This is a genomic window from Pseudomonas sp. MB-090624, from assembly GCF_003205245.1.
In the GTDB taxonomy this organism is placed as follows: Bacteria; Pseudomonadota; Gammaproteobacteria; order Pseudomonadales; family Pseudomonadaceae; genus Aquipseudomonas; species Aquipseudomonas juntendi.
The window spans coordinates 86,379-103,761 of sequence record NZ_QJRK01000013.1; the positions used below are offsets into that span (position 1 = coordinate 86,379).

The 17,383-nt window shown below is 64.0% G+C and carries 17 protein-coding genes; 9 read left to right on the plus strand and 8 right to left on the minus strand.

Translation table 11 applies throughout. The features are described from left to right. Positions 1-2: 2 nt before the first annotated feature. On the minus strand, positions 3-1,307 hold the full coding sequence (locus DMX12_RS09725) for an MFS transporter (RefSeq protein ID WP_009685588.1): 1,305 nt from the start codon (positions 1,305-1,307) through the stop codon (positions 3-5). Positions 1,308-1,479: 172 nt separating this feature from the next. Between DMX12_RS09725 and DMX12_RS09730 the strand changes: the two genes are divergently transcribed. Both DMX12_RS09730 and DMX12_RS09735 read left to right on the plus strand, forming a co-directional pair. Then, a complete protein-coding gene (locus tag DMX12_RS09730) occupies positions 1,480-2,388 on the plus strand; it encodes a LysR family transcriptional regulator (protein WP_054903805.1) in 909 nt (302 codons plus the stop codon). Between the two features lie 160 nt (positions 2,389-2,548). Beyond that, a complete protein-coding gene (locus tag DMX12_RS09735) occupies positions 2,549-3,091 on the plus strand; it encodes a WYL domain-containing protein (protein WP_110677267.1) in 543 nt (180 codons plus the stop codon). 15 nt (positions 3,092-3,106) lie between these two features. Here the strand turns inward: DMX12_RS09735 and DMX12_RS09740 are convergent, their stop codons facing one another. Then, the gene (locus DMX12_RS09740; RefSeq protein ID WP_054912281.1) at positions 3,107-3,988 is read right to left on the minus strand and encodes a LysR family transcriptional regulator; all 882 of its coding nucleotides are present in this window, start codon (positions 3,986-3,988) and stop codon (positions 3,107-3,109) included. Between the two features lie 191 nt (positions 3,989-4,179). Between DMX12_RS09740 and argC the strand changes: the two genes are divergently transcribed. Further along, the gene (argC, locus tag DMX12_RS09745) at positions 4,180-5,121 is read left to right on the plus strand and encodes an N-acetyl-gamma-glutamyl-phosphate reductase (protein ID WP_110677269.1); all 942 of its coding nucleotides are present in this window, start codon (positions 4,180-4,182) and stop codon (positions 5,119-5,121) included. 81 nt (positions 5,122-5,202) lie between these two features. Continuing rightward, on the plus strand, positions 5,203-5,889 hold the full coding sequence (locus DMX12_RS09750; protein WP_110677271.1) for a GNAT family N-acetyltransferase: 687 nt from the start codon (positions 5,203-5,205) through the stop codon (positions 5,887-5,889). Between the two features lie 60 nt (positions 5,890-5,949). Here DMX12_RS09750 and DMX12_RS09755 read toward each other — a convergent pair whose 3' ends face one another. The 5 genes from DMX12_RS09755 to DMX12_RS09775 form a co-directional block, all read right to left on the minus strand. Beyond that, positions 5,950-6,705, minus strand: a complete 756-nt coding sequence (locus DMX12_RS09755; RefSeq protein WP_009685594.1) for an ABC transporter permease — start codon at positions 6,703-6,705, stop codon at positions 5,950-5,952. Next, entirely contained in the window at positions 6,705-7,910 is a 1,206-nt protein-coding gene (locus DMX12_RS09760; protein ID WP_110677273.1) for an ABC transporter substrate-binding protein, read from the minus strand. Before DMX12_RS09760 ends, DMX12_RS09755 begins: the two co-directional genes overlap by 1 nt. Next, entirely contained in the window at positions 7,897-8,718 is an 822-nt protein-coding gene (locus DMX12_RS09765) for an ABC transporter ATP-binding protein (protein ID WP_110677275.1), read from the minus strand. The genes DMX12_RS09760 and DMX12_RS09765 overlap by 14 nt, the downstream gene beginning before the upstream one ends. Continuing rightward, positions 8,715-9,779: an acyl-CoA dehydrogenase family protein gene (locus tag DMX12_RS09770; protein WP_110677277.1), complete on the minus strand. Its 1,065-nt coding sequence runs from the start codon at positions 9,777-9,779 to the stop codon at positions 8,715-8,717. The genes DMX12_RS09765 and DMX12_RS09770 overlap by 4 nt, the downstream gene beginning before the upstream one ends. 98 nt (positions 9,780-9,877) lie before the next feature. Further along, a complete protein-coding gene (locus DMX12_RS09775) occupies positions 9,878-10,438 on the minus strand; it encodes a carboxymuconolactone decarboxylase family protein (protein ID WP_110677279.1) in 561 nt (186 codons plus the stop codon). Positions 10,439-10,539: 101 nt separating this feature from the next. On the opposite strand from DMX12_RS09775, the gene DMX12_RS09780 reads away from it, so the two are divergent. Together DMX12_RS09780 and DMX12_RS09785 are read left to right on the plus strand one after the other, a co-directional pair. Then, a complete protein-coding gene (locus tag DMX12_RS09780) occupies positions 10,540-11,451 on the plus strand; it encodes an AraC family transcriptional regulator (RefSeq protein ID WP_110677281.1) in 912 nt (303 codons plus the stop codon). A gap of 276 nt (positions 11,452-11,727) precedes the next feature. Next, the gene (locus DMX12_RS09785; RefSeq protein ID WP_110677283.1) at positions 11,728-13,353 is read left to right on the plus strand and encodes a methyl-accepting chemotaxis protein; all 1,626 of its coding nucleotides are present in this window, start codon (positions 11,728-11,730) and stop codon (positions 13,351-13,353) included. Positions 13,354-13,790: 437 nt separating this feature from the next. Here the strand turns inward: DMX12_RS09785 and DMX12_RS09790 are convergent, their stop codons facing one another. Then, positions 13,791-15,197, minus strand: a complete 1,407-nt coding sequence (locus DMX12_RS09790; RefSeq protein WP_110677285.1) for a cytosine permease — start codon at positions 15,195-15,197, stop codon at positions 13,791-13,793. 316 nt (positions 15,198-15,513) lie between these two features. On the opposite strand from DMX12_RS09790, the gene DMX12_RS09795 reads away from it, so the two are divergent. From DMX12_RS09795 to DMX12_RS29615, 3 genes are all read left to right on the plus strand, one after another. Next, on the plus strand, positions 15,514-15,999 hold the full coding sequence (locus DMX12_RS09795; protein WP_009683734.1) for a flavin reductase family protein: 486 nt from the start codon (positions 15,514-15,516) through the stop codon (positions 15,997-15,999). A gap of 74 nt (positions 16,000-16,073) precedes the next feature. Further along, positions 16,074-17,114, plus strand: coding sequence for an LLM class flavin-dependent oxidoreductase (locus DMX12_RS09800; RefSeq protein ID WP_110677287.1), 1,041 nt, complete (start codon positions 16,074-16,076; stop codon positions 17,112-17,114). A gap of 56 nt (positions 17,115-17,170) precedes the next feature. Continuing rightward, the coding region (locus tag DMX12_RS29615) for a hypothetical protein (RefSeq protein ID WP_218277981.1) at positions 17,171-17,383 on the plus strand (213 nt) is incomplete at its 3' end.

Below are 17,383 nucleotides of genomic sequence, written 5' to 3' on the forward strand. Positions count from 1 at the left end.
GCTCAGGCCAGCTCAAGCTGCTGGCTGCGCGCGTACTGGCGCGCCAGGGCAAGCACGCAGACCAGCGAAAGGGTGGCGATCAGCGTGTAGAACACTGCCATCGGCCACCACTGCCCTGTGAAATGGTGGGCCAGCCAGGTGCCGATCAACGGGGTCAGGCCCCCGGCGATGGCGCCACACACCTGGTAGGCCAGGGATATGGCGGTATAGCGCACACGGGTGTCGAACATGCCGCTGACGTAGCCTGCGATGACCGCGTAGAACGAGGCCATGCAAGCAGCGGCCAAGGCGATGCCGAGCACGATCAAAGGGCCTTGGCCCGAGCTGACCAGGGTGAACATGGGGTAAGGCGAGGCCATGGCCAGCACGGCCACCAAGGCCAGGAAGCGAGTGGCGCCGAGCTTTTCCGACAGCCAGGCAGCCAAGGGCTGCACGCAAAACTGGATGATCGCCACGAAGAACAGGCACTCCAGGATCAGCGAGCGCTCCAGGTGCAGCTGCTGGGTGGTGTAGCTGATCATGAAGGTATTGGTGAAGTAGACCCCGGCAATGCCCAGGGTGTTGGCACCGATGCACAGCAACAGCGGGCGCCAGGCGCTGCGCAGCACCTCGAAGACCGGGGCCTGCTCCTTGCGCCGGGCCGTTTCTGCCTGCTCGCGGCTGGCGATGAACTCGGGCGACTCGTTCACCCCCAGGCGAATGGCCAGGCCGACCAACAGCAGCAAGGCGCTGGCCAGGAACGGCACGCGCCAACCCCAGCTCATCAGGTCTTCTTCCGGAAGGCGGGTGACCGCGCCAAAAGCCAGCAGTGACAGAATCAGGCCCGCCGGGCTGCCGAGCTGGGCGAACGAGGCGAAGAAGTTGCGCCGCCCCTTGGGGGCATGCTCGCCGGCCATCAGCACGGCCCCGCCCCACTCGCCGCCCACCGCAATGCCCTGGACGATGCGCAGCAGGACCAGCAGCACCGGCGCGCTGGCGCCAATTTGCGCATAGGTCGGCAACAGGCCGATGCACACCGTGACGATGCCCATCATCAGCAAGGTGATGACCAGCGATTTCTTGCGGCCGATACGGTCGCCCACATGGCCGAAGACGATTCCGCCCAGCGGCCGGGCGAAAAAGCCCACGGCGAAGGTACCAAACGCTGCCATGGTGCTGAACAGGCTGTCATCGGAGGGGAAGAACAAGGCACCGAACACCAGGGCCGCGGCGGTGGCATAGATGTAAAAGTCGTACCATTCGATCATGGTACCGATGAAAGCGGCGGCAGCGGCACGGCGTGGCTGAGCGCAAGTGGCGGGCTTCATGGGGGCTCCTTTGCTTGTTGTTCTGGCAGGAGTGACGGGAATTCACGGTCGCGCTCTGGCGGCGCTTGGCTTGTGGGCCTCGATGCCTGTGATTTATCGGGCCAGGGCTATGATTAGTCAATTTTCTATTTATTATTCCAACTATTAACCCTGCTTATCATAGAGCCATGCCATGTCTGACCGCCTGCTCAACGACCGCCTCGACTGGAACCTGCTGCGTACCTTCCGCGTCATTGGCCAGGAACTGTCCATCAGCCGCGCCGCTGCCCGCCTGCATCTCACCCAGCCGGCAGTCAGCCAGGCCTTGAAGCGCCTGGAAGAACAGCTCGGCCGCCAACTCATCGCCCGCCGTGGGCCGCGTTTCGTGCTGACCGAAATGGGTGAACAGCTGTTCCAGCTGGCCGGCGAGGTGTACGGGCAGATGTCGCAGATCGGCAGCCTGCTGGCGCAGCCCACCGACGAACTGGTGGGCAAGGTGCGCTTGCTGATGATCAGCCGCATCGTCAGCGACCGCTTCGACGACTTCCTGGCCGACTTCCATCGCCAGCACCCACGGGTGGACCTGGAAATCGACGTGATGCGCAGCTCCGACATCGTCGCAGCCTTGCAAGAGAAAACCGCCAGCGCAGGCTTGAGCTTGAACCGGCGGGCCCAGCCCAGGCTGGAGCAACGGCTGTTCCTGCGCCAGCGTTACGCGTTCTTCTGTGGCAAACACCATGCCCTGTTTGGTCAGGCCGAGGGCGACTTGCAGCGGGAGAACTTCGTCAGCTTCACCAGTGACCAGATTGGCGGCATGTTGTCGCCACTGACCATTTTCCGCGACCAGCAGGGCTTTGCCGGGCGCATCGTGGCCTCGTCACCCAGCCTTGAGGAAGTGCGCCGCCTGGTAATTGCCGGGTTCGGCATCGGCTGCCTGCCCGAGCACGTGGTAGCGCCGGATGTTGCAGCTGGGCTGCTGTGGAAGCTGCACCCGCTGGAGGGCATTGCCGATGTGGACATTCACCTGTTGTGGAACCGGGACCAGCGCTTCAGCCGGGCCGAACAGGTGTTCATCGAGGGGCTGCAACAGCGTCTTGACTGACCTGCAGCGCCATCACCGGCGCTGCCAAGCGCGGAACGCGCCGGTGGCCTTGGCCGCCTTGTAGTGCAACTTGGATCCGATCAGGGGAAAGGGTATGCTGATATATAGCTAAATGCCATCACCCAGGTCGGCGCGATGCCTGCCTTCAAGGACGAACCCTTTGCCCAGCCACCCTACCCGCCATACCATTGCCCGCCAGTGGCAATTGCTCAAGCTGCTGCCAGGGCGCCACCCGGGCGTGAGCTCCACCCAGTTGCAACGTGCCCTGAGCGGCGTGGGCCACACCACCAGCAAGCGTACCGTAGAGCGCGACCTGGTCGAACTGGCCGCCCTGTTCCCGCTGCAATGCAACAGCAAGGGCATGCCCTATGGCTGGTACTGGCAACCGGGCCTGAGCCTGGAGCAAGCGCACCAGTTGCAACCCGACGCGCTATGCCCGGCGGCCCAGGTGGAGCTGCGCGCCTGGGTCGATGACGCCCTTGCCCGGCGCCTGGAGCAGGCGCCGCTGTCGGCCGACATGCAACTGACCGCGCAAGCCGACGGTGGCGCTGTGCTGGTGGCCACGGTAGACGACAACCGGGCGCTGATGAGCTGGCTGCTGTCCCAGGCCGGCGCTATTAGCGTGCAGGCCCCCAAGGCGCTGCGCCTGGCCATGCTGGCGCAATTACGCCAGAGCCTGGCCCTGCACGAAACGGTTGGTTGAAACCGTTGGCGGGCGCTACTGGCGCAGCCGCTCCAGCGCCTGCAGCACGAATGCGGTAGCGCGCTCCACCTGCCCTTCCCTGCAGGCGATACCCAACTGCCGCCACAGCCCGGGCCGCAGCGGCCGGTGGGCAATGCGCTGATCAAGCTCGGCGGCCTCCCCCTCCTGCGGCAGCAACGTCGCGCCATACCCGGCACCGACCAGCTTCTTGATGGCATCGTTGTAGTTCAGCTCGATACGCGGCTCGGGGTGCAACCCCGCCGCCGCAAACCACTCGTTAGTCACCCGCGACAGCTGGGTACTGCTGTCATTCAGGATCAACGCCCGTTGCGCCAGCCAGGCCGGCGTGACCTTGGCCGGGGGCTGCCAGTCGGCCGGCACGTAGGCCAGGATCGGGTCGCGTCGCCAGGGTGTTACGGCCAGCCCCTTGACCGCCACCTGCGGCAACGCCACCAGCGCGACATCCAGGGTGCCCTCGCGCAAACGCGCCAGCGACGCTTGCGAAGTGAGCACCTGCACTTGCACATCGATCCCCGGATGCTCCACCCGCAAGGCGGCCAACGCCTGTGGCAGCAGGTGGGCGATGGCCCCGGTCGAGGCCCCCAGGCGTACCCGGCCGCTCAGGCCCTGCACCTGGCGGCGAACTTCGTCCAACGCCAGGTCCGCGTCGGCCAGCAAGCGGCGGGCGCGGGCCAGCAGCGTTTCACCGATGGCCGTGGGCCGTACCTGGCCGCGGGTACGGTTGAGCAACGGGGCGCCGACGCGCGCCTCCAGCTCGGCCACGTGCAGGCTGATGGTGGGCGGCGCCAGGTTGAGCTGGCGAGCCGCCTCGGCAAATGAACCCAGGTCGCTAATGACCACCAGCGTACGCAGGCGGTCGAGGCTGATTTCGCGCATGGTCGCTGCGGCTTCCTCACAAAACAAAGACTGACGGCTGAATGCCAAGGCAGCTTTCAGGGGTAGGTTGACCGCCAAAAGGCCAGCACATCGTTCAGAAAAGCTGAATGCGGTGGTCATGATATTCAAATTTTCTTTATCAACGCCACCCGCGAACATAGGCCATCCCCTCCCCAACCCGGACCCCGACCATGCATACCCCTGTTGTCTTCATCGACGGCGACCAAGGCACCACCGGCCTGCAGATCCACGCTCGCCTGCAAGGCCGCAGCGACTTGCGCCTGCTGACCCTGCCCGAAGCCGAACGCAAAGATCCTCAACGGCGTGGCGAGGCGATCAACAGCGCCGACATCGCCCTGCTGTGCCTGCCCGATGCCGCCGCGCGCGAAGCGGTGGCCGCCATCCACAACCCGCAGGTGCGGGTGATCGACGCCAGCTCGGCACACCGCACCAGCCCAGGCTGGGTGTATGGCCTGCCCGAACTGGACCCGCACCAAGCCGAACGCATTGCCCAAAGCAAGCGCGTCAGCAACCCCGGCTGCTACCCCACGGGCGCCATCGCGTTGCTGCGCCCGCTGGTCAAGGCCGGCCTGCTGCCTGCCGATTACCCGCTGAACATCCACGCCATTTCCGGCTACTCCGGCGGCGGCCGCGCGGCGGTAGAACGGCATGAACAGCCCGCTGCCGACAAAGCACCGGCCTTGCAGCTGTACGGCCTGGACCTGGCGCACAAGCATGTGCCCGAGATCCAGCAGCACGCCGGGCTCTCGGCACGGCCCCTGTTCATGCCTGGCTACGGCGCCTACCGCCAGGGCATCGTGCTGAGCATCCCGCTGCAATTGCGCCTGCTGCCCGGGCAGGTCAGCGCCGAACAGCTGCAAGCCTGCCTGGAACAGCATTACCAGGGAGCCCGCCATGTTCAGGTAATGCCCCTGCACCAACAAGGTGGCGCGGCCAACCTCGACCCTGAAGCCCTGAACGACAGCAACGACCTGCGCCTGGCGCTGTACGCCAACCCTGAACACGGCCAGGTGCTGCTCACCGCCATCTTCGACAACCTGGGCAAAGGCGCGTCGGGTGCGGCGGTGCAAAACCTGGACTTGATGCTCGGCGCACTACAGGCACGCGGCTGATGGGTCAAAACCGGTTAGACTGTACAGCCCGCGCCCTCCCGGTGCGGGCTGTACAGTCTAACCGCCGGAGCCTGCCCCCCGATGTTCATCCTGAGCCGCCTTGACAGCGTGCCGCCCGAGTCTTTCCAGAACCAGATCCGCGAGCTGGTCATTCACAACGTCGGTGAATTGAGCAGTGTCGCGATCAGTGCAGACAACCCGCTGTACCCGCTGTACCAGTACGGCGTCGGCATGGAGGTGCACCAGTACCTGCAAGCCCTGGACGGCAATCGCGGCCTGGCCGTGGCACTGACCCTGGCACTGGATGCCGAAGCGCCAGACCAGTTGTTGGGCTTTGCCTTGTCGCTACCCGCCGAGGACGATGAGCAGGCCTGTGCCCTGGCATTCATGGCCGTACGCGCCAGCCATCGTCGCCAGGGCATCGCCCGGGCGCTGCTGGGCGACCTGCAGGCGCGCCATGCCTGCGTCGAGCTGAACGCCTTCGCCAACCAGGTACCGTGGTTCGAAGCCATGGGTATGCAGGTGGTGGCCGCCAAGGGTCCGCAGGTGCTGATGAGCAGCACCGGCCAGGCCAGCGGGGCACTGATCGGCCGCCTGGACATCGCCCCCATCTACCAGACCGCCGAGGTGCTGCAGATTCATACCTACCTGCTCAACCAGCAAGGCGAGGATGCGATGATCGAAGCGGAGCAGATGCGCGACGAGCGGCTGGACGCGCTGACCGCACAGGCGCAGGAGTGTGTGCGCCAGCGCCAGCACGTGCACTGATCGCACCGTCAAGCACAACGCTCAGGGCCGCACCGGTCAAGCTCGGCGCGGCCCGGCGGCTCAGCCATGCACCCAGCGCCGGTGCAGCCCGCGCGCCAGGGCATCGAGCAGAAAGCCCAGCACTCCGATCAACAGCACCATGGCCATCAGCTCGGAGTACGCCAGGCGGTCGCGGGTATCGAGAATGAAATAGCCCAGCCCTGCACTGACGCCCAGCATTTCGCAGGGCACCAGCACGATCCACAAAATCCCGATGGCCAGGCGCACGCCCGTCAGCACATGGCCAATCACCCCCGGCACGATCACCTTGCACAAGGTTTCCCAGCGCGTGGCACTCAGGCTGCGGCTCAACTGCAGCCAGCGCGGGTCCAGTTGCCGCACCCCGGCGGCGGTGTTGAGCAGGATCGGCCACAACGCGGCGAACGCCAGCAAAAAGTAGATCGGCTGGTCACCCACGCCCATCAGCATCACCACCACCGGCATCCACGACAACGGCGAGATCATGCGCAGGAACTGGAATGCCGGCGTGGTCGCCGCCTCCAGGTGCCGGTAGCTACCTACCAGCAACCCCAACGGCACACCGATCAGCAACGCCAGCAACAAACCGACCAGGATGCGCTTGAGGCTGACCCAGATATGCCCGTAGACCTCGCCCTGCCCTAGCAGCTCGACCAGGCTGGCCAACGTGGCCTGCGGTGCAAACCGGGCCGACAGGCCATCGGCCTGGCCGAACACGGCGACCCCGGCCCACCACAGTGCCAGCAAGCCCAGCAAGCCGGCCAGGCCAAGCCCGGCATGTACCACGTGCGTACGCATCAGACGGCGAACTCCTCGCTGCGCTCGTAGTTGTCGGCTATGCCGAACACTGACGGCCCGCCCACGGCGGCAATGGCGTTACGCACGAAGCGGTCATCCACCAGGTCGCGGGCAGTCTGCGCCGGGTCCAGGCCGGCGAGGAACGCGTGGTCACCTTCGATCAGGGTGTGCTGCAAGCGCTTGACCAGTGCTTCGGTGTAGCTCGGGAACGGGTAAGGCTGGAAATCGATGCGCTTTTCGTCCCACTGCTGGTGGCGAATAGCGCCGCTGGCGATGTAGCCGGCACGGTCCTCGGCCGCCGGGGCAAGGACCTTGGCCAGCACCGCCGGGTCATGGGGCGTGTACTTGTTGGTGCCAGCACGCGACAGCAAGGCTGCTGCTTCGGCGCGGTGGTCGCGGGTCCAGTGCTGGGCCTTGACGATGGCATTGACCACCTTCTGCGACCACTCGGGGCGGTTGTCGAGGTCGTGTTCGTGCATGAACACCACGCAGCAGGCATGGTTGCGCCAGACATCGCCCGTGAAGCGCTGCACGCGGCCAACCTTGAGGTTCTCGGCCAGGGCGTTGAACGGCTCGGCGACGATGTAACCTGCTATGCGCTTGCTGGCCAGGGCCGGTGGCATGTCGGAGGGCGGCAGCACCAGCAGGTTCACTTCATTGTCTGCCAACGCCGCACTGGCCGGCTTCGACACCGGTGTCAGGCCGTTGTCGTTGAGCATCTGCTGCAGCACGACATTATGGATCGAGTACCAGAAAGGTATGGCCACGGTCTTGCCACCCAGTTGCTTCATGTCGCTGATGTCGGGGGCGACGGTCAGGCCCGAACCGCCCACGTGGTTCCACGCCACCACCTTGGCCGGCACCTTGCTGGCATAGCGCGCCCACACGGTCATCGGCGACAGCAGGTGAATCACGTTCACCTGGCCAGAGATGAACGCCTCGATCACCTGTGCCCAACTGCGCAGCAATACCGGGCGTTCGGCCTTGATACCCTCGGCTTCGAACAGGCCGTTGTTGTGCGCCACCAGCAAGGGCGTTGCGTCGGTGATCGGCAGGTAGCCGATACGTACCGGCGCGTCGGGTTCGGCAGCGGCGCGGGCCTGCAGGCTTGACAGCAACGGCAGCGCACCGGCGGCGGTGAGCATGGCGCCCAGCTTGAGAAAATCACGTCGTGAAGACGAGGAACAGCAGTCATCCATGCACATGGACAGCCTCCGAGGCCTGGGGGGTTGGGGTGGGTTCGACCGTGCGGCTTGCTCGCCGGAGCGTCTTGAGGATTTCGATGCGCAGGGCGCCCAGCTCTTCGACCCGCTGGGTGCGTGGCTGCGGCAGGCCGATCTGCCATTGGCCGAGGATGTGCGCTGGATGGTCGCCCAGCAGCAGCACACGGTCGGACAGCAACAGGGCTTCGTCGATATCGTGGGTGATCAGTACCGCTGCCGTGTTGTGGGTAGCGATCAATTGCAGCAGCAATTGCTGCATGTCGGCACGGGTGACTTCATCCAGCGCGCCGAACGGTTCGTCGAGCAACAGCACTTCGGGCTGCCGTGCCAGGCAACGGGCCAGCGCGGTCCGCTGGGCCATGCCGCCAGACAGCTGCGCCGGGTAGTGGCTGCGGGCGTGGCCCAGGCCCACGGCGGCGATAGCGTGGTCGATACGTGCACGGCGTTCGGCAGCCGCCAGCTTGGGCTGGCGGGCGAAGTCCAGGCCGAAGGCGACGTTTTTCTCCAGGCTCAGCCAAGGCAGCAGGCTGGGGTCCTGGAAGGCTACCGCCAGGCGCGGGTGTGGGCCCTGCAGCGGCTGGCCATGCAGCCGCACGCTGCCACCACCCGGCTGCTGCAGGCCGGCCAATACCCGCAACAGGCTGGACTTGCCAACGCCGCTGGGGCCCAGAATGCTCACCACCTCGCCGCGCCCCAACTGCAGGTCGAACTGCGCCAGCACTTGCTGCCAGCCGCCCTCGCCCGGGTAGCCCAGGCTGATGTCACGGGCTTCGAGCAACATTGCACTCATGCCCCGGCTGCCTGGCGGTGCAGCTCGGCCCGCAGCTGCACCAGGCTGGGCGTGACGATCGGCACGAACGCCGATTCGCGCCAGCGGCGGGCGAAACCTTCGCCATACTCGCTGAGGTAGGCTTTGCCACCACTGGCCTGCAATTCCAGTTGCACCGCGTCGGCGGCACTTTCGGCCAGGGTGATGCGCAGCTTGAACAAAGCCGCCGGTTGTTGCAGGAAGCGGCCATCGAGCAAACCTTGCTTGAGTTCGCTGACGGTATTCTCCAGGCGCTCGCTGAGCACCTGGCGGGCTTCGTCCAGGAATGAGGCACGCCCCTGCAGGTGGGCCTGCACTTCGTCCAGTGCCCGGCGCGCCAGGCCAATGGCCATGCCGCACTGCAACGCCAGGAAGGCCGGACGTACCTGCGGCAGGAACGCGCGGGCATTGTCGTGCAGCAACCAGTCACGTGCCAGCGGCACCTGGTGGAAGGCCAAGGCAGCGGTGTTGCTCGACTGCAAGCCCATCAGTTGCAAGTCGTCGGAACGTTGCAGGCCCTGGGCATCCGAAGGAATGGCCAGTACGAACGGAGCACCGCCCGCGTCGTCCTCAATGGCCGCCGCTACCACGAACCCACTCTTGCGCAGGTTGGTCACCCAGTGCAGGCGGCCCTCCAGGTGCCAGCCATCGCCCGCCGGGCGGCCGCGCACTTGCAGGGCTTCGATGCCAGAGAGGAACTTCATGGCATTGGACAGGCCGGTGGCACCGGCCAGCTCGCCGGCCAGCAGCTGTGGCAGCAAGCGCGCGCGCAGCGGCTGGTTGGGGCTTTGCAACAGGTACTCGATAAAGGCGCGCTGGCCCCAACACACGAAAGCGGCAGCCAGCGAGCGGCTGGCAATGGCAGCGATGGCCTCGACGGCGTCGGTCACCTGCCCGCCCGTACCGCCCAGGGCCGGGTCGACGCCCACGCGCAGCAGTTGCGATTCGGCGATTTGCGCCAGCACGTGCTGCGGCTCGCACAGGCCCCGATCTATGGCCTCGGCATTGGCATCCAGCCACTGTCGAAATGCACAATCCTGCATGGTCTTGCTCCTTTGAGAACGCCGGGCCGCCTAACGGCCCCTTTGCGGCACATGGCCACTCCTACAACTACGGCTGTACCGCCGCTAGCAGGGGCAGATCATGCAGTGGGCTGCCAGCGGTACTTGCCAAGCTCGTCATTGAGCGGCGTTTGGGCGAACACATTAGCAAAGTTGCACAGGGTTGCGAGGCTCACGCCAAGAATCACTTCCAGCGCATTGCCTTCGCTGAAGCCGGCATCCCGGAATGCCTTGTACGTGGCCTGGCTCACATTGCCGCGGGTCGCGATCACTTCGCGGGCGAAGGCGGCCAGGGCTTCGTAACGGGCATTGGGCAGCTCGCCGCGGGCCCGCAGGGCATCGACCACCTCCTGCGGCAGCTTGGCCTTGTTCAACGCCACGGCGGTGTGCCCCGCCACACAGAAATCACAGCCATGTTGGATGGCGGCAATCAGTTGCACCACTTCGCGGTCGGCCAGGCTCAGGTCGGACTTGCCGTTCAATGCCGAAACAGTCACGTAGGTTTCCAGTGCCGCTGGCGCGTTGGCCAGCACGCCGAGCAGGTTGGGGATGAAGCCCGAATTCTTCTGCGCGTTCTCAAGGAACGGGCGCGCTGCTTCCGGGGCGCTTTCCAGGGTGTGTAAGGTAATGCGCGAGGACATGGAGTGGTCTCCCTGATGGATGTCACTACAGTCTGGTGGTTATAAGAAGTACCCTCCATATTCATCAGTCGCCTTTCCTTGCTCCTGAGTCTTTGCATTAGATGATTTCGTCCGCCGCGCTCGTCGATTGGTTATTAGAAGGCCTGGAGCTGGATGCCAGCCTGTTTCATGTCGGCCGCTACTGTGGCGGCTGGCACGCCAGCACCCAGGGTATGGGCCATGCCAGCTTCCACTTGGTGGTGCAGGGCGATTGCTGGCTGCACCTCGACGGCCAGGCGCAGCCGGTGTGCCTGAGAAAAGGCGACGCCGTATTCCTGTTGCGCGACCTGGGTTATCGCCTGTCCAGCGACCAGGACGCGGCAGGCGCCTGTGCGCAACCGCGTCAAACCATGCAGGCGCTGGACAGCGCCGCCAGCGATGGGGTTGGCCTGGTCTGTGGCTTCTTCCGCTTCCAGTCGGGTTTGTCTTCGCTGATTGTCGAGGGCCTGGCCGACTGGATCCTGCTGCGTGCCGAAGACCCCGCCGGGAGCGCGGCGGGGGCGTTGTTCGGGCTTATCCTGGACGAATGCCAACGCCAAACCGGGCCTTCGCAAACTTTTCTGGAGCGCCTGACGCACTTGCTCTTTCTGTATGCACTGCGCCAGCAAGTGCATGCCGGGCAGCCCCTGGGCGGGCTGATCGCGCTTGCTCGGCAGCCGGCGTTCGCCGGGTTGCTCGAGCAACTGATCGAGCAACCCGGCAAAGCCTGGACACTGGAGAGCATGGCGGCCTGCACCGGGTTGTCGCGCTCGGCTTTCTTCAAACGCTTCAGCGAGCTGGCCGGGCAGTCGCCAGGCCAAGTGCTGCTGGCGTTGCGCATGCGCCATGCTTGCCGGTTGCTGCAGGCGGGCAACACGGTGGAGCAAGTGGGTGCACAGGTGGGGTACCAATCGGTGGCCGCTTTTACCCGGGCCTTCGCCAAGGCAGTAGGCATACAGCCAGGGGCTTACCGGCGGGGCCACGAAGGGCGTTAAGCGGCTCTACTGCGCCGCAAGCCGGCTTGCGAGGCGCCACGTTGAAGCTGATTTACCGGATAAAACCGACAATTTTCCTTGGGTTTATCAGCAGATCCCGTAACTTGAATGCCTGTTCAAGAATGATGGCCATATGGCATCATCGCATTCAAAAACAGTAAAGAGGGTGAGACCTACAATCGACTTTGCGGTGCATCCCGAGCCTGGCGCCACTGCGGTGACACCGGTAGCCGCCTGCGTTCTCGAGGCCTGCACGCCACCATCAAGGAGTACTTCATGCAGTTAAGGAATTTGAAGATCGGCATTCGCGCAGCAAGCGCATTCACCCTGTTGGGCATTCTGGTGCTGGTGATGGGCCTGATCGCACTTTACGAGACCCGGCAGATGGACACCGCCACAGACGAGATCCGCATCACCTGGATACCTGCCGTGGTGGCCCTCAGCGAAATCAGCACCGACCTCGGTCGCGCCCGGGCCGTCACCCTGCGTGCGACACTCAGCAACGAGACCGGCGAACACGCCCGCGACCTTGAGATGCTACAAGGCATCAACCAACGCCTGACAACCAGCCTGAAAAACTACGACAGTACCATCGTCGAGGCCGACGATCGCGCCCTGTTCAATGCCTTCATGGCGGCTTACCAGCAGTATGCGGGCCTGCAGGCCAAGGTGCTGCAAGACGTCACAGCCAACCGCATTGCCGAAGCCGAGCAGCAAGTCAGCGGGCCATTGAGCCAGTATGCCGACAACATGATGCATGCCATGGCCGCCTTGATCGACTACAACGGCAAGGGCGCCGAGCAAGCCTCGCAGCGCAGCAGCGATGTGGCTGACGAAGCGTTCCAGGCGCTGATAGGCGCGCTGTTGGTGATTGTACTGGCGCTTGCCGCCATCGCCACCCTGCTCACCCGCAGCATCGTGCGGCCGCTGGCCGAGGCCGTGGCCGTGGCTGAACGCGTGGCCACCGGCGACCTGACTCGCGAAATCCAGGTGGTGGGCCGTGACGAACCGGCCTTGCTGCTGCGCGCGTTGAGCCGCATGCAGACCAGCCTGCGCGACACCATTCGGCAGATAGCCGCCTCGTCCGACCAGCTGGCCTCGGCGTCCGAAGAGCTGCACACCGTCACCGAAGACACCAGCCGCGGCTTGCACCAGCAAAGTGCCGAAATCGACCAGGCGGCCACGGCCGTCAACCAGATGACCGCGGCGGTCGAAGAAGTGGCCAACAATGCGGTGAGCACCGCAGACGCCTCCAGGGGTGCCGACCAGACTACCCGCGATGGCCGCGACCGGGTCAACCAGGCGCTGGCCTCCATCCAGCACCTGGTGGCGGACGTGACCGGCACTTCCAGCGAAATCGAACAGCTGGCCAGCAATGCCAACGAGATCAGCCGGGTGCTGGATGTGATCGGTGCAATTGCCGGGCAGACCAACCTGCTGGCGCTCAACGCCGCCATCGAAGCCGCCCGCGCCGGTGAGGCAGGCCGTGGCTTTGCGGTGGTGGCGGACGAAGTTCGTGCCCTCGCCCATCGTACCCAGCAGTCGACGGCCGAAATCGAGCAGATGATTGCCGGGATCCAGAACGGCACCGAGCGCGCGGTGACCGCGATGCACAGCAGCCAGGGGCGTGCCACGGGCACGCTGGAAGTAGCCGAGGGCGCCGGGCAGGCGCTGGAGGTGATTGCCGAAGCGATGGCCTCGATCAACCAGCGTAACCTGGTGATAGCCAGTGCCTCGGAACAACAGGCGCAGGTGGCCCGTGAGGTGGACCGCAACCTGGTGAATATCCGTGACCTGGCCATGCAGACCTCGGCGGGGGCCAACCAGACCAGTGCGGCAGCGCAGGACCTGTCGCGCCTTGCCGTGGACCTGAATGGCATGGTGGCACAGTTCAAGGTCTGATCTGAGATAGCCGGGGCCGCATCGCGGCCCATCGCAGGCAAGCCAGCTCCCACAGGGATCGCCTTAGGGCTGACAGGTGTTTGTCACAAGATATGCAGCGCCTGTGAGATCGAGCGCCGCCCGCGCGGCGCAATCGCGAGCTGCGCTCGCTCCTACGTTTGTTTCGGGCCAATTATTCCTGTGGGATTCGCGCGCGAACGCCTTGGTGCATGCCTCAATATCGCGCCGTACAAACAAGGCGGCCGCGCGCGCCTGTCACAGGCGTTACTGGCCCGAAACAAACGTAGGAGCGAGCGCAGCTCGCGATTGCGCCGCGCGGGCGGCGCTCGATCTCACAGGCACTGCATATCTTGTGACAAACACCTATCAGCCCTGATGCGATCCCTGTGGGAGCTGGCTTGCCTGCGAAGCAGCCCTGTTGCAGCCACACGTGACTATCAGTCATTCACACTCAAAACCCGCCCCGCCTTCTGGCCAGCCTTGCTACGCGTGGCCAGGCAGTAGTACAGCGGCACCGTCACCAGCAAGCCGAACAGCCAGGACAGGTCGGCGCCTTCGACCAGGTTGGAGTACGGCCCGACATACAGCGAGGTATTGGCAAACGGCAGTTGCACCAGGATGCCGCAGGCATAGGCAACGATTGCATGGTGATTGAAACGGCCATAGATGCCGCCGTCGGCACTGAAGATCGAGGCGATGTCGTACTGGCCCTTCTTGATCAGGTAGAAGTCGATCAGGTTGATCGAGGCCCACGGCACCAGCACCAACAGCAGCGCCAGGATCAGGCCGATGAACTGGCCGATGAAGTCTGCCGAGGCGTTCAGCGCGACCATACCGCAGCCCAGCAGTATGACCGAGGCCAGGATCACCCGAACCTTCACGCTGGGGGTCCACTGGGCAACGAAGGTCTGGATTGCAGTCACGATCGACAGCACCGCGCCATACAGGTTGAGGGCGTTGTGGCTGATGATGTTGAGCAGGAACAGCACCATCAGGATCGGCCCCAGCCAGCCGGTGGCCTGCTTCACCGCGTCCATCGCATCGGTGCCTTGCGGCACGCACAGCACCGCCACCGCACCAAAGCTGAAGCACAAGATGGTGCCCAGGGTAGCGCCGAAATAAGTCGCCCAGAACGGCTTGGCAATGCCGACTTCACGCGGCAGGTAGCGTGAGTAGTCGGAGGTGTACGGCGAGAAGCTGATCTGCCAGATCACACCCAGCGAAACAGTGGCGATGAAGCCCGACAGGTTGAAGGCGCCGCGGCTGAAGAAATCGGCTGGCAGGTCCTGGATGAACATCATGATGAAGCCGGCCAGCAGTGCCGAGCCCATCACCCAGGTGCCGATACGGTTGAGGATGTGGATGAAACGGTAGCCGATCACGCCGATGGCGGTGGCGCTCAAGGCGCCGATCACGATCGCCCCTGGCATCGGCACGCTCGGGCTGATGCCGTGGATGGTCTTGCCGGCCAACACGATGTTGGAAATGAAGAAGCCAACATAGATCAACGCCGTGAAGAACACGATCAGCAAGGCGCCATAGCGGCCGAACTGGCCACGGCTCTGCACCATCTGCGGAATGCCCAGCTGCGGTCCCTGCGCAGAGGCCAGGGCGATGACCACGCCCCCGACAAGATGGCCCAGCACAATGGCCACCAGCCCCCACAACAGGTTCAGGTGGAACACCTGTACCACCATGGCACCGGTGACGATCGGCAGTGGCGCAATGTTGGTACTGAACCAGAGGGTGAACAGGTCGCGCGCCTTCCCATGGCGCTCGGCAGGTGGCACATAATCGACCGTGTGATTCTCGACAAACTGGTGTTGCGACGACGGTTGGGACATGGTTTTCGGCTCGAAAGGTCGTTTTTATCGTTGTAAGGAAACCGCATCTAGGCGGCCTCTCAGCTGCGGACCATATTATGGTATTCCAAACTTTTGACAACACTGATCCGCACGAAAAAGCGGCCACTGTTCTGCTTGAAAAACCCCTGCGACAAACCACCACACCGAGCAAAGCCCCGTATTCCGTGGCCTTGTGCCGCTCATCGTGAAAATGTGCGGCTGAAAATTCTGCTTGCAAAATAGGTATTACGGTATACCATCAGACACATCAAAGATAAAAACCGCGGACCACCGCAGCCTTTTAGAGGTAAACCCGATGATCGACGCAACCGTCTACAAGAACGTCCTGGGCTCCTTCCCGTCCGGCGTTACCGTCATCACCACCCTGGACGACGACGGCTCGGTCGTCGGCCTGACCGCCAGCGCATTTTCCTCCCTGTCGATGGAGCCGCCGCTGGTGCTGTTCTGCCCCAACTACAGCTCCGACTCCTACCCGGTACTGATCAAGCAGAAGCGCTTCGCCATTCACCTGCTCTCGGGTGAGCAGCAGGCACACGCCTATGCGTTCGCCAAGAAAGGCAAAGACAAGGCCAACGGTATCGAGTGGACCCTCAGCGAGCTGGGCAACCCGATCCTGGCCGGCGCCACGGCGGTCATCGAGTGCGAACTGTGGCGCGAATACGAAGGTGGCGACCACGCCATCATGGTCGGCAAGGTGCACAACCTGATCGTTCCAGCCCAAGCGCCGCGGCCGATGGTGTATTGCCGCGGCAAGATGGCCAGCCTGCCGGCCTTGGCTTGAAGCCCATTGTGAATCGAGACAGCTGGCGCCACCCTGCCTGGCGCCAGCCCCTTTCAAGCGTTGAGGAAAGCCCCATGAAATTTTCGTTGTTCGTACACATGGAACGTTGGGATGAACAGGTCAGCCACCGCCAGTTGTTCGAAGACCTGACCGAACTGACCCTGATGGCCGAAGACGGCGGTTTCAGCACCGTGTGGATCGGCGAACACCACGCCATGGAATACACCATTTCGCCAAGCCCGATGCCATTGCTGGCGTACCTGGCGGCACGCACCGATAAGATCCGCCTGGGTGCCGGCACCATCATCGCACCGTTCTGGAACCCGATTCGCGTGGCAGGTGAATGTGCCCTGCTCGACGTGATCAGCAACGGCCGCATGGAAGTGGGCCTGGCCCGTGGCGCGTACCAGTTCGAATTCGACCGCATGGCCGGTGGCATGCCGGCCACCGACGGCGGCAAGGCCCTGCGCGAGATGGTGCCGGTGGTGCGCAAGCTCTGGGAAGGTGACTATGCCCATGACGGCGAAGTCTACAAATTCCCCACTTCCACCAGCGTACCGAAGCCGTTCAACGCTACGCCGCCCATGTGGATCGCCGCCCGCGACCCGGACTCGCACAACTTTGCCGTGGCCAACGGCTGCAACGTCATGGTCACGCCGCTGATGAAGGGCGACGAAGAAGTACTCGACCTGAAGAACAAGTTCCAGGCCGCCCTGGACAACAACCCCGACGTACCGCGCCCGCAATTGATGGTGCTGCGCCACACCCACGTGCACAGCCCGGCCGAGCCGGACGGCTGGAAGGTCGGCGCCCAGGCCATTTCGCGCTTCTACCGCACCTTCGATGCCTGGTTCGGCAACAAGACCACCCCGGTCAACGGCTTCCTGGAGCCGAGCCCGGAGTCCAAGTTTGCCGAAGTGCCGGCGTTCCAGCTGGAGAACATCCGCAAGAACACCATGATCGGCACCCCGGAAGAGATCATCGCGCGCATCCGCTATTACCAGGAGCTGGGTGTCGACGAGTTCAGCTTCTGGTGCGACAACAGCCTGCCCCACGCCGAGAAGAAGAAGTCCCTCGAACTGTTCATCAAGGAAGTGGTACCGGCGTTCGCCTGAATTCCCATTGCCTGAAACATTGCGGGACACAGCCCGCTCCCGTAGGCCCATGCGGCTTGCGCGAGCGGGCTTTTTTAGCGGCAAGCGGCAAGCGGCAAGCGGCAAGCGGCAAGCTACAAGCTACAAGCTACAAGCTACAAGCAAAAGCAAAAGCAAAAGCAAAAGCAAAAGCAAAAGCAAAAGCAAAAGCAAAAGCAAAAGCAAAAGCAAAAGCAAAAGCAAAAGCAAAAGCAAAAGCAAAAGCAAAAGCAAAAGCAAAAGCAAAAGCA

Bases quoted from the DNA above. Each gene is read 5' to 3' on its own strand.
- DMX12_RS09725 (WP_009685588.1), bottom strand. From the start codon at position 1,307: ATGAAGCCCGCCACTTGCGCTCAGCCACGCCGTGCCGCTGCCGCCGCT.
- DMX12_RS09730 (WP_054903805.1), top strand. From the start codon at position 1,480: ATGTCTGACCGCCTGCTCAACGACCGCCTCGACTGGAACCTGCTGCGT.
- DMX12_RS09740 (WP_054912281.1), bottom strand. From the start codon at position 3,988: ATGCGCGAAATCAGCCTCGACCGCCTGCGTACGCTGGTGGTCATTAGC.
- argC (WP_110677269.1), top strand. From the start codon at position 4,180: ATGCATACCCCTGTTGTCTTCATCGACGGCGACCAAGGCACCACCGGC.
- DMX12_RS09750 (WP_110677271.1), top strand. From the start codon at position 5,203: ATGTTCATCCTGAGCCGCCTTGACAGCGTGCCGCCCGAGTCTTTCCAG.
- DMX12_RS09755 (WP_009685594.1), bottom strand. From the start codon at position 6,705: ATGCGTACGCACGTGGTACATGCCGGGCTTGGCCTGGCCGGCTTGCTG.
- DMX12_RS09760 (WP_110677273.1), bottom strand. From the start codon at position 7,910: ATGTGCATGGATGACTGCTGTTCCTCGTCTTCACGACGTGATTTTCTC.
- DMX12_RS09765 (WP_110677275.1), bottom strand. From the start codon at position 8,718: ATGAGTGCAATGTTGCTCGAAGCCCGTGACATCAGCCTGGGCTACCCG.
- DMX12_RS09770 (WP_110677277.1), bottom strand. From the start codon at position 9,779: ATGCAGGATTGTGCATTTCGACAGTGGCTGGATGCCAATGCCGAGGCC.
- DMX12_RS09775 (WP_110677279.1), bottom strand. From the start codon at position 10,438: ATGTCCTCGCGCATTACCTTACACACCCTGGAAAGCGCCCCGGAAGCA.
- DMX12_RS09780 (WP_110677281.1), top strand. From the start codon at position 10,540: ATGATTTCGTCCGCCGCGCTCGTCGATTGGTTATTAGAAGGCCTGGAG.
- DMX12_RS09785 (WP_110677283.1), top strand. From the start codon at position 11,728: ATGCAGTTAAGGAATTTGAAGATCGGCATTCGCGCAGCAAGCGCATTC.
- DMX12_RS09790 (WP_110677285.1), bottom strand. From the start codon at position 15,197: ATGTCCCAACCGTCGTCGCAACACCAGTTTGTCGAGAATCACACGGTC.
- DMX12_RS09795 (WP_009683734.1), top strand. From the start codon at position 15,514: ATGATCGACGCAACCGTCTACAAGAACGTCCTGGGCTCCTTCCCGTCC.
- DMX12_RS09800 (WP_110677287.1), top strand. From the start codon at position 16,074: ATGAAATTTTCGTTGTTCGTACACATGGAACGTTGGGATGAACAGGTC.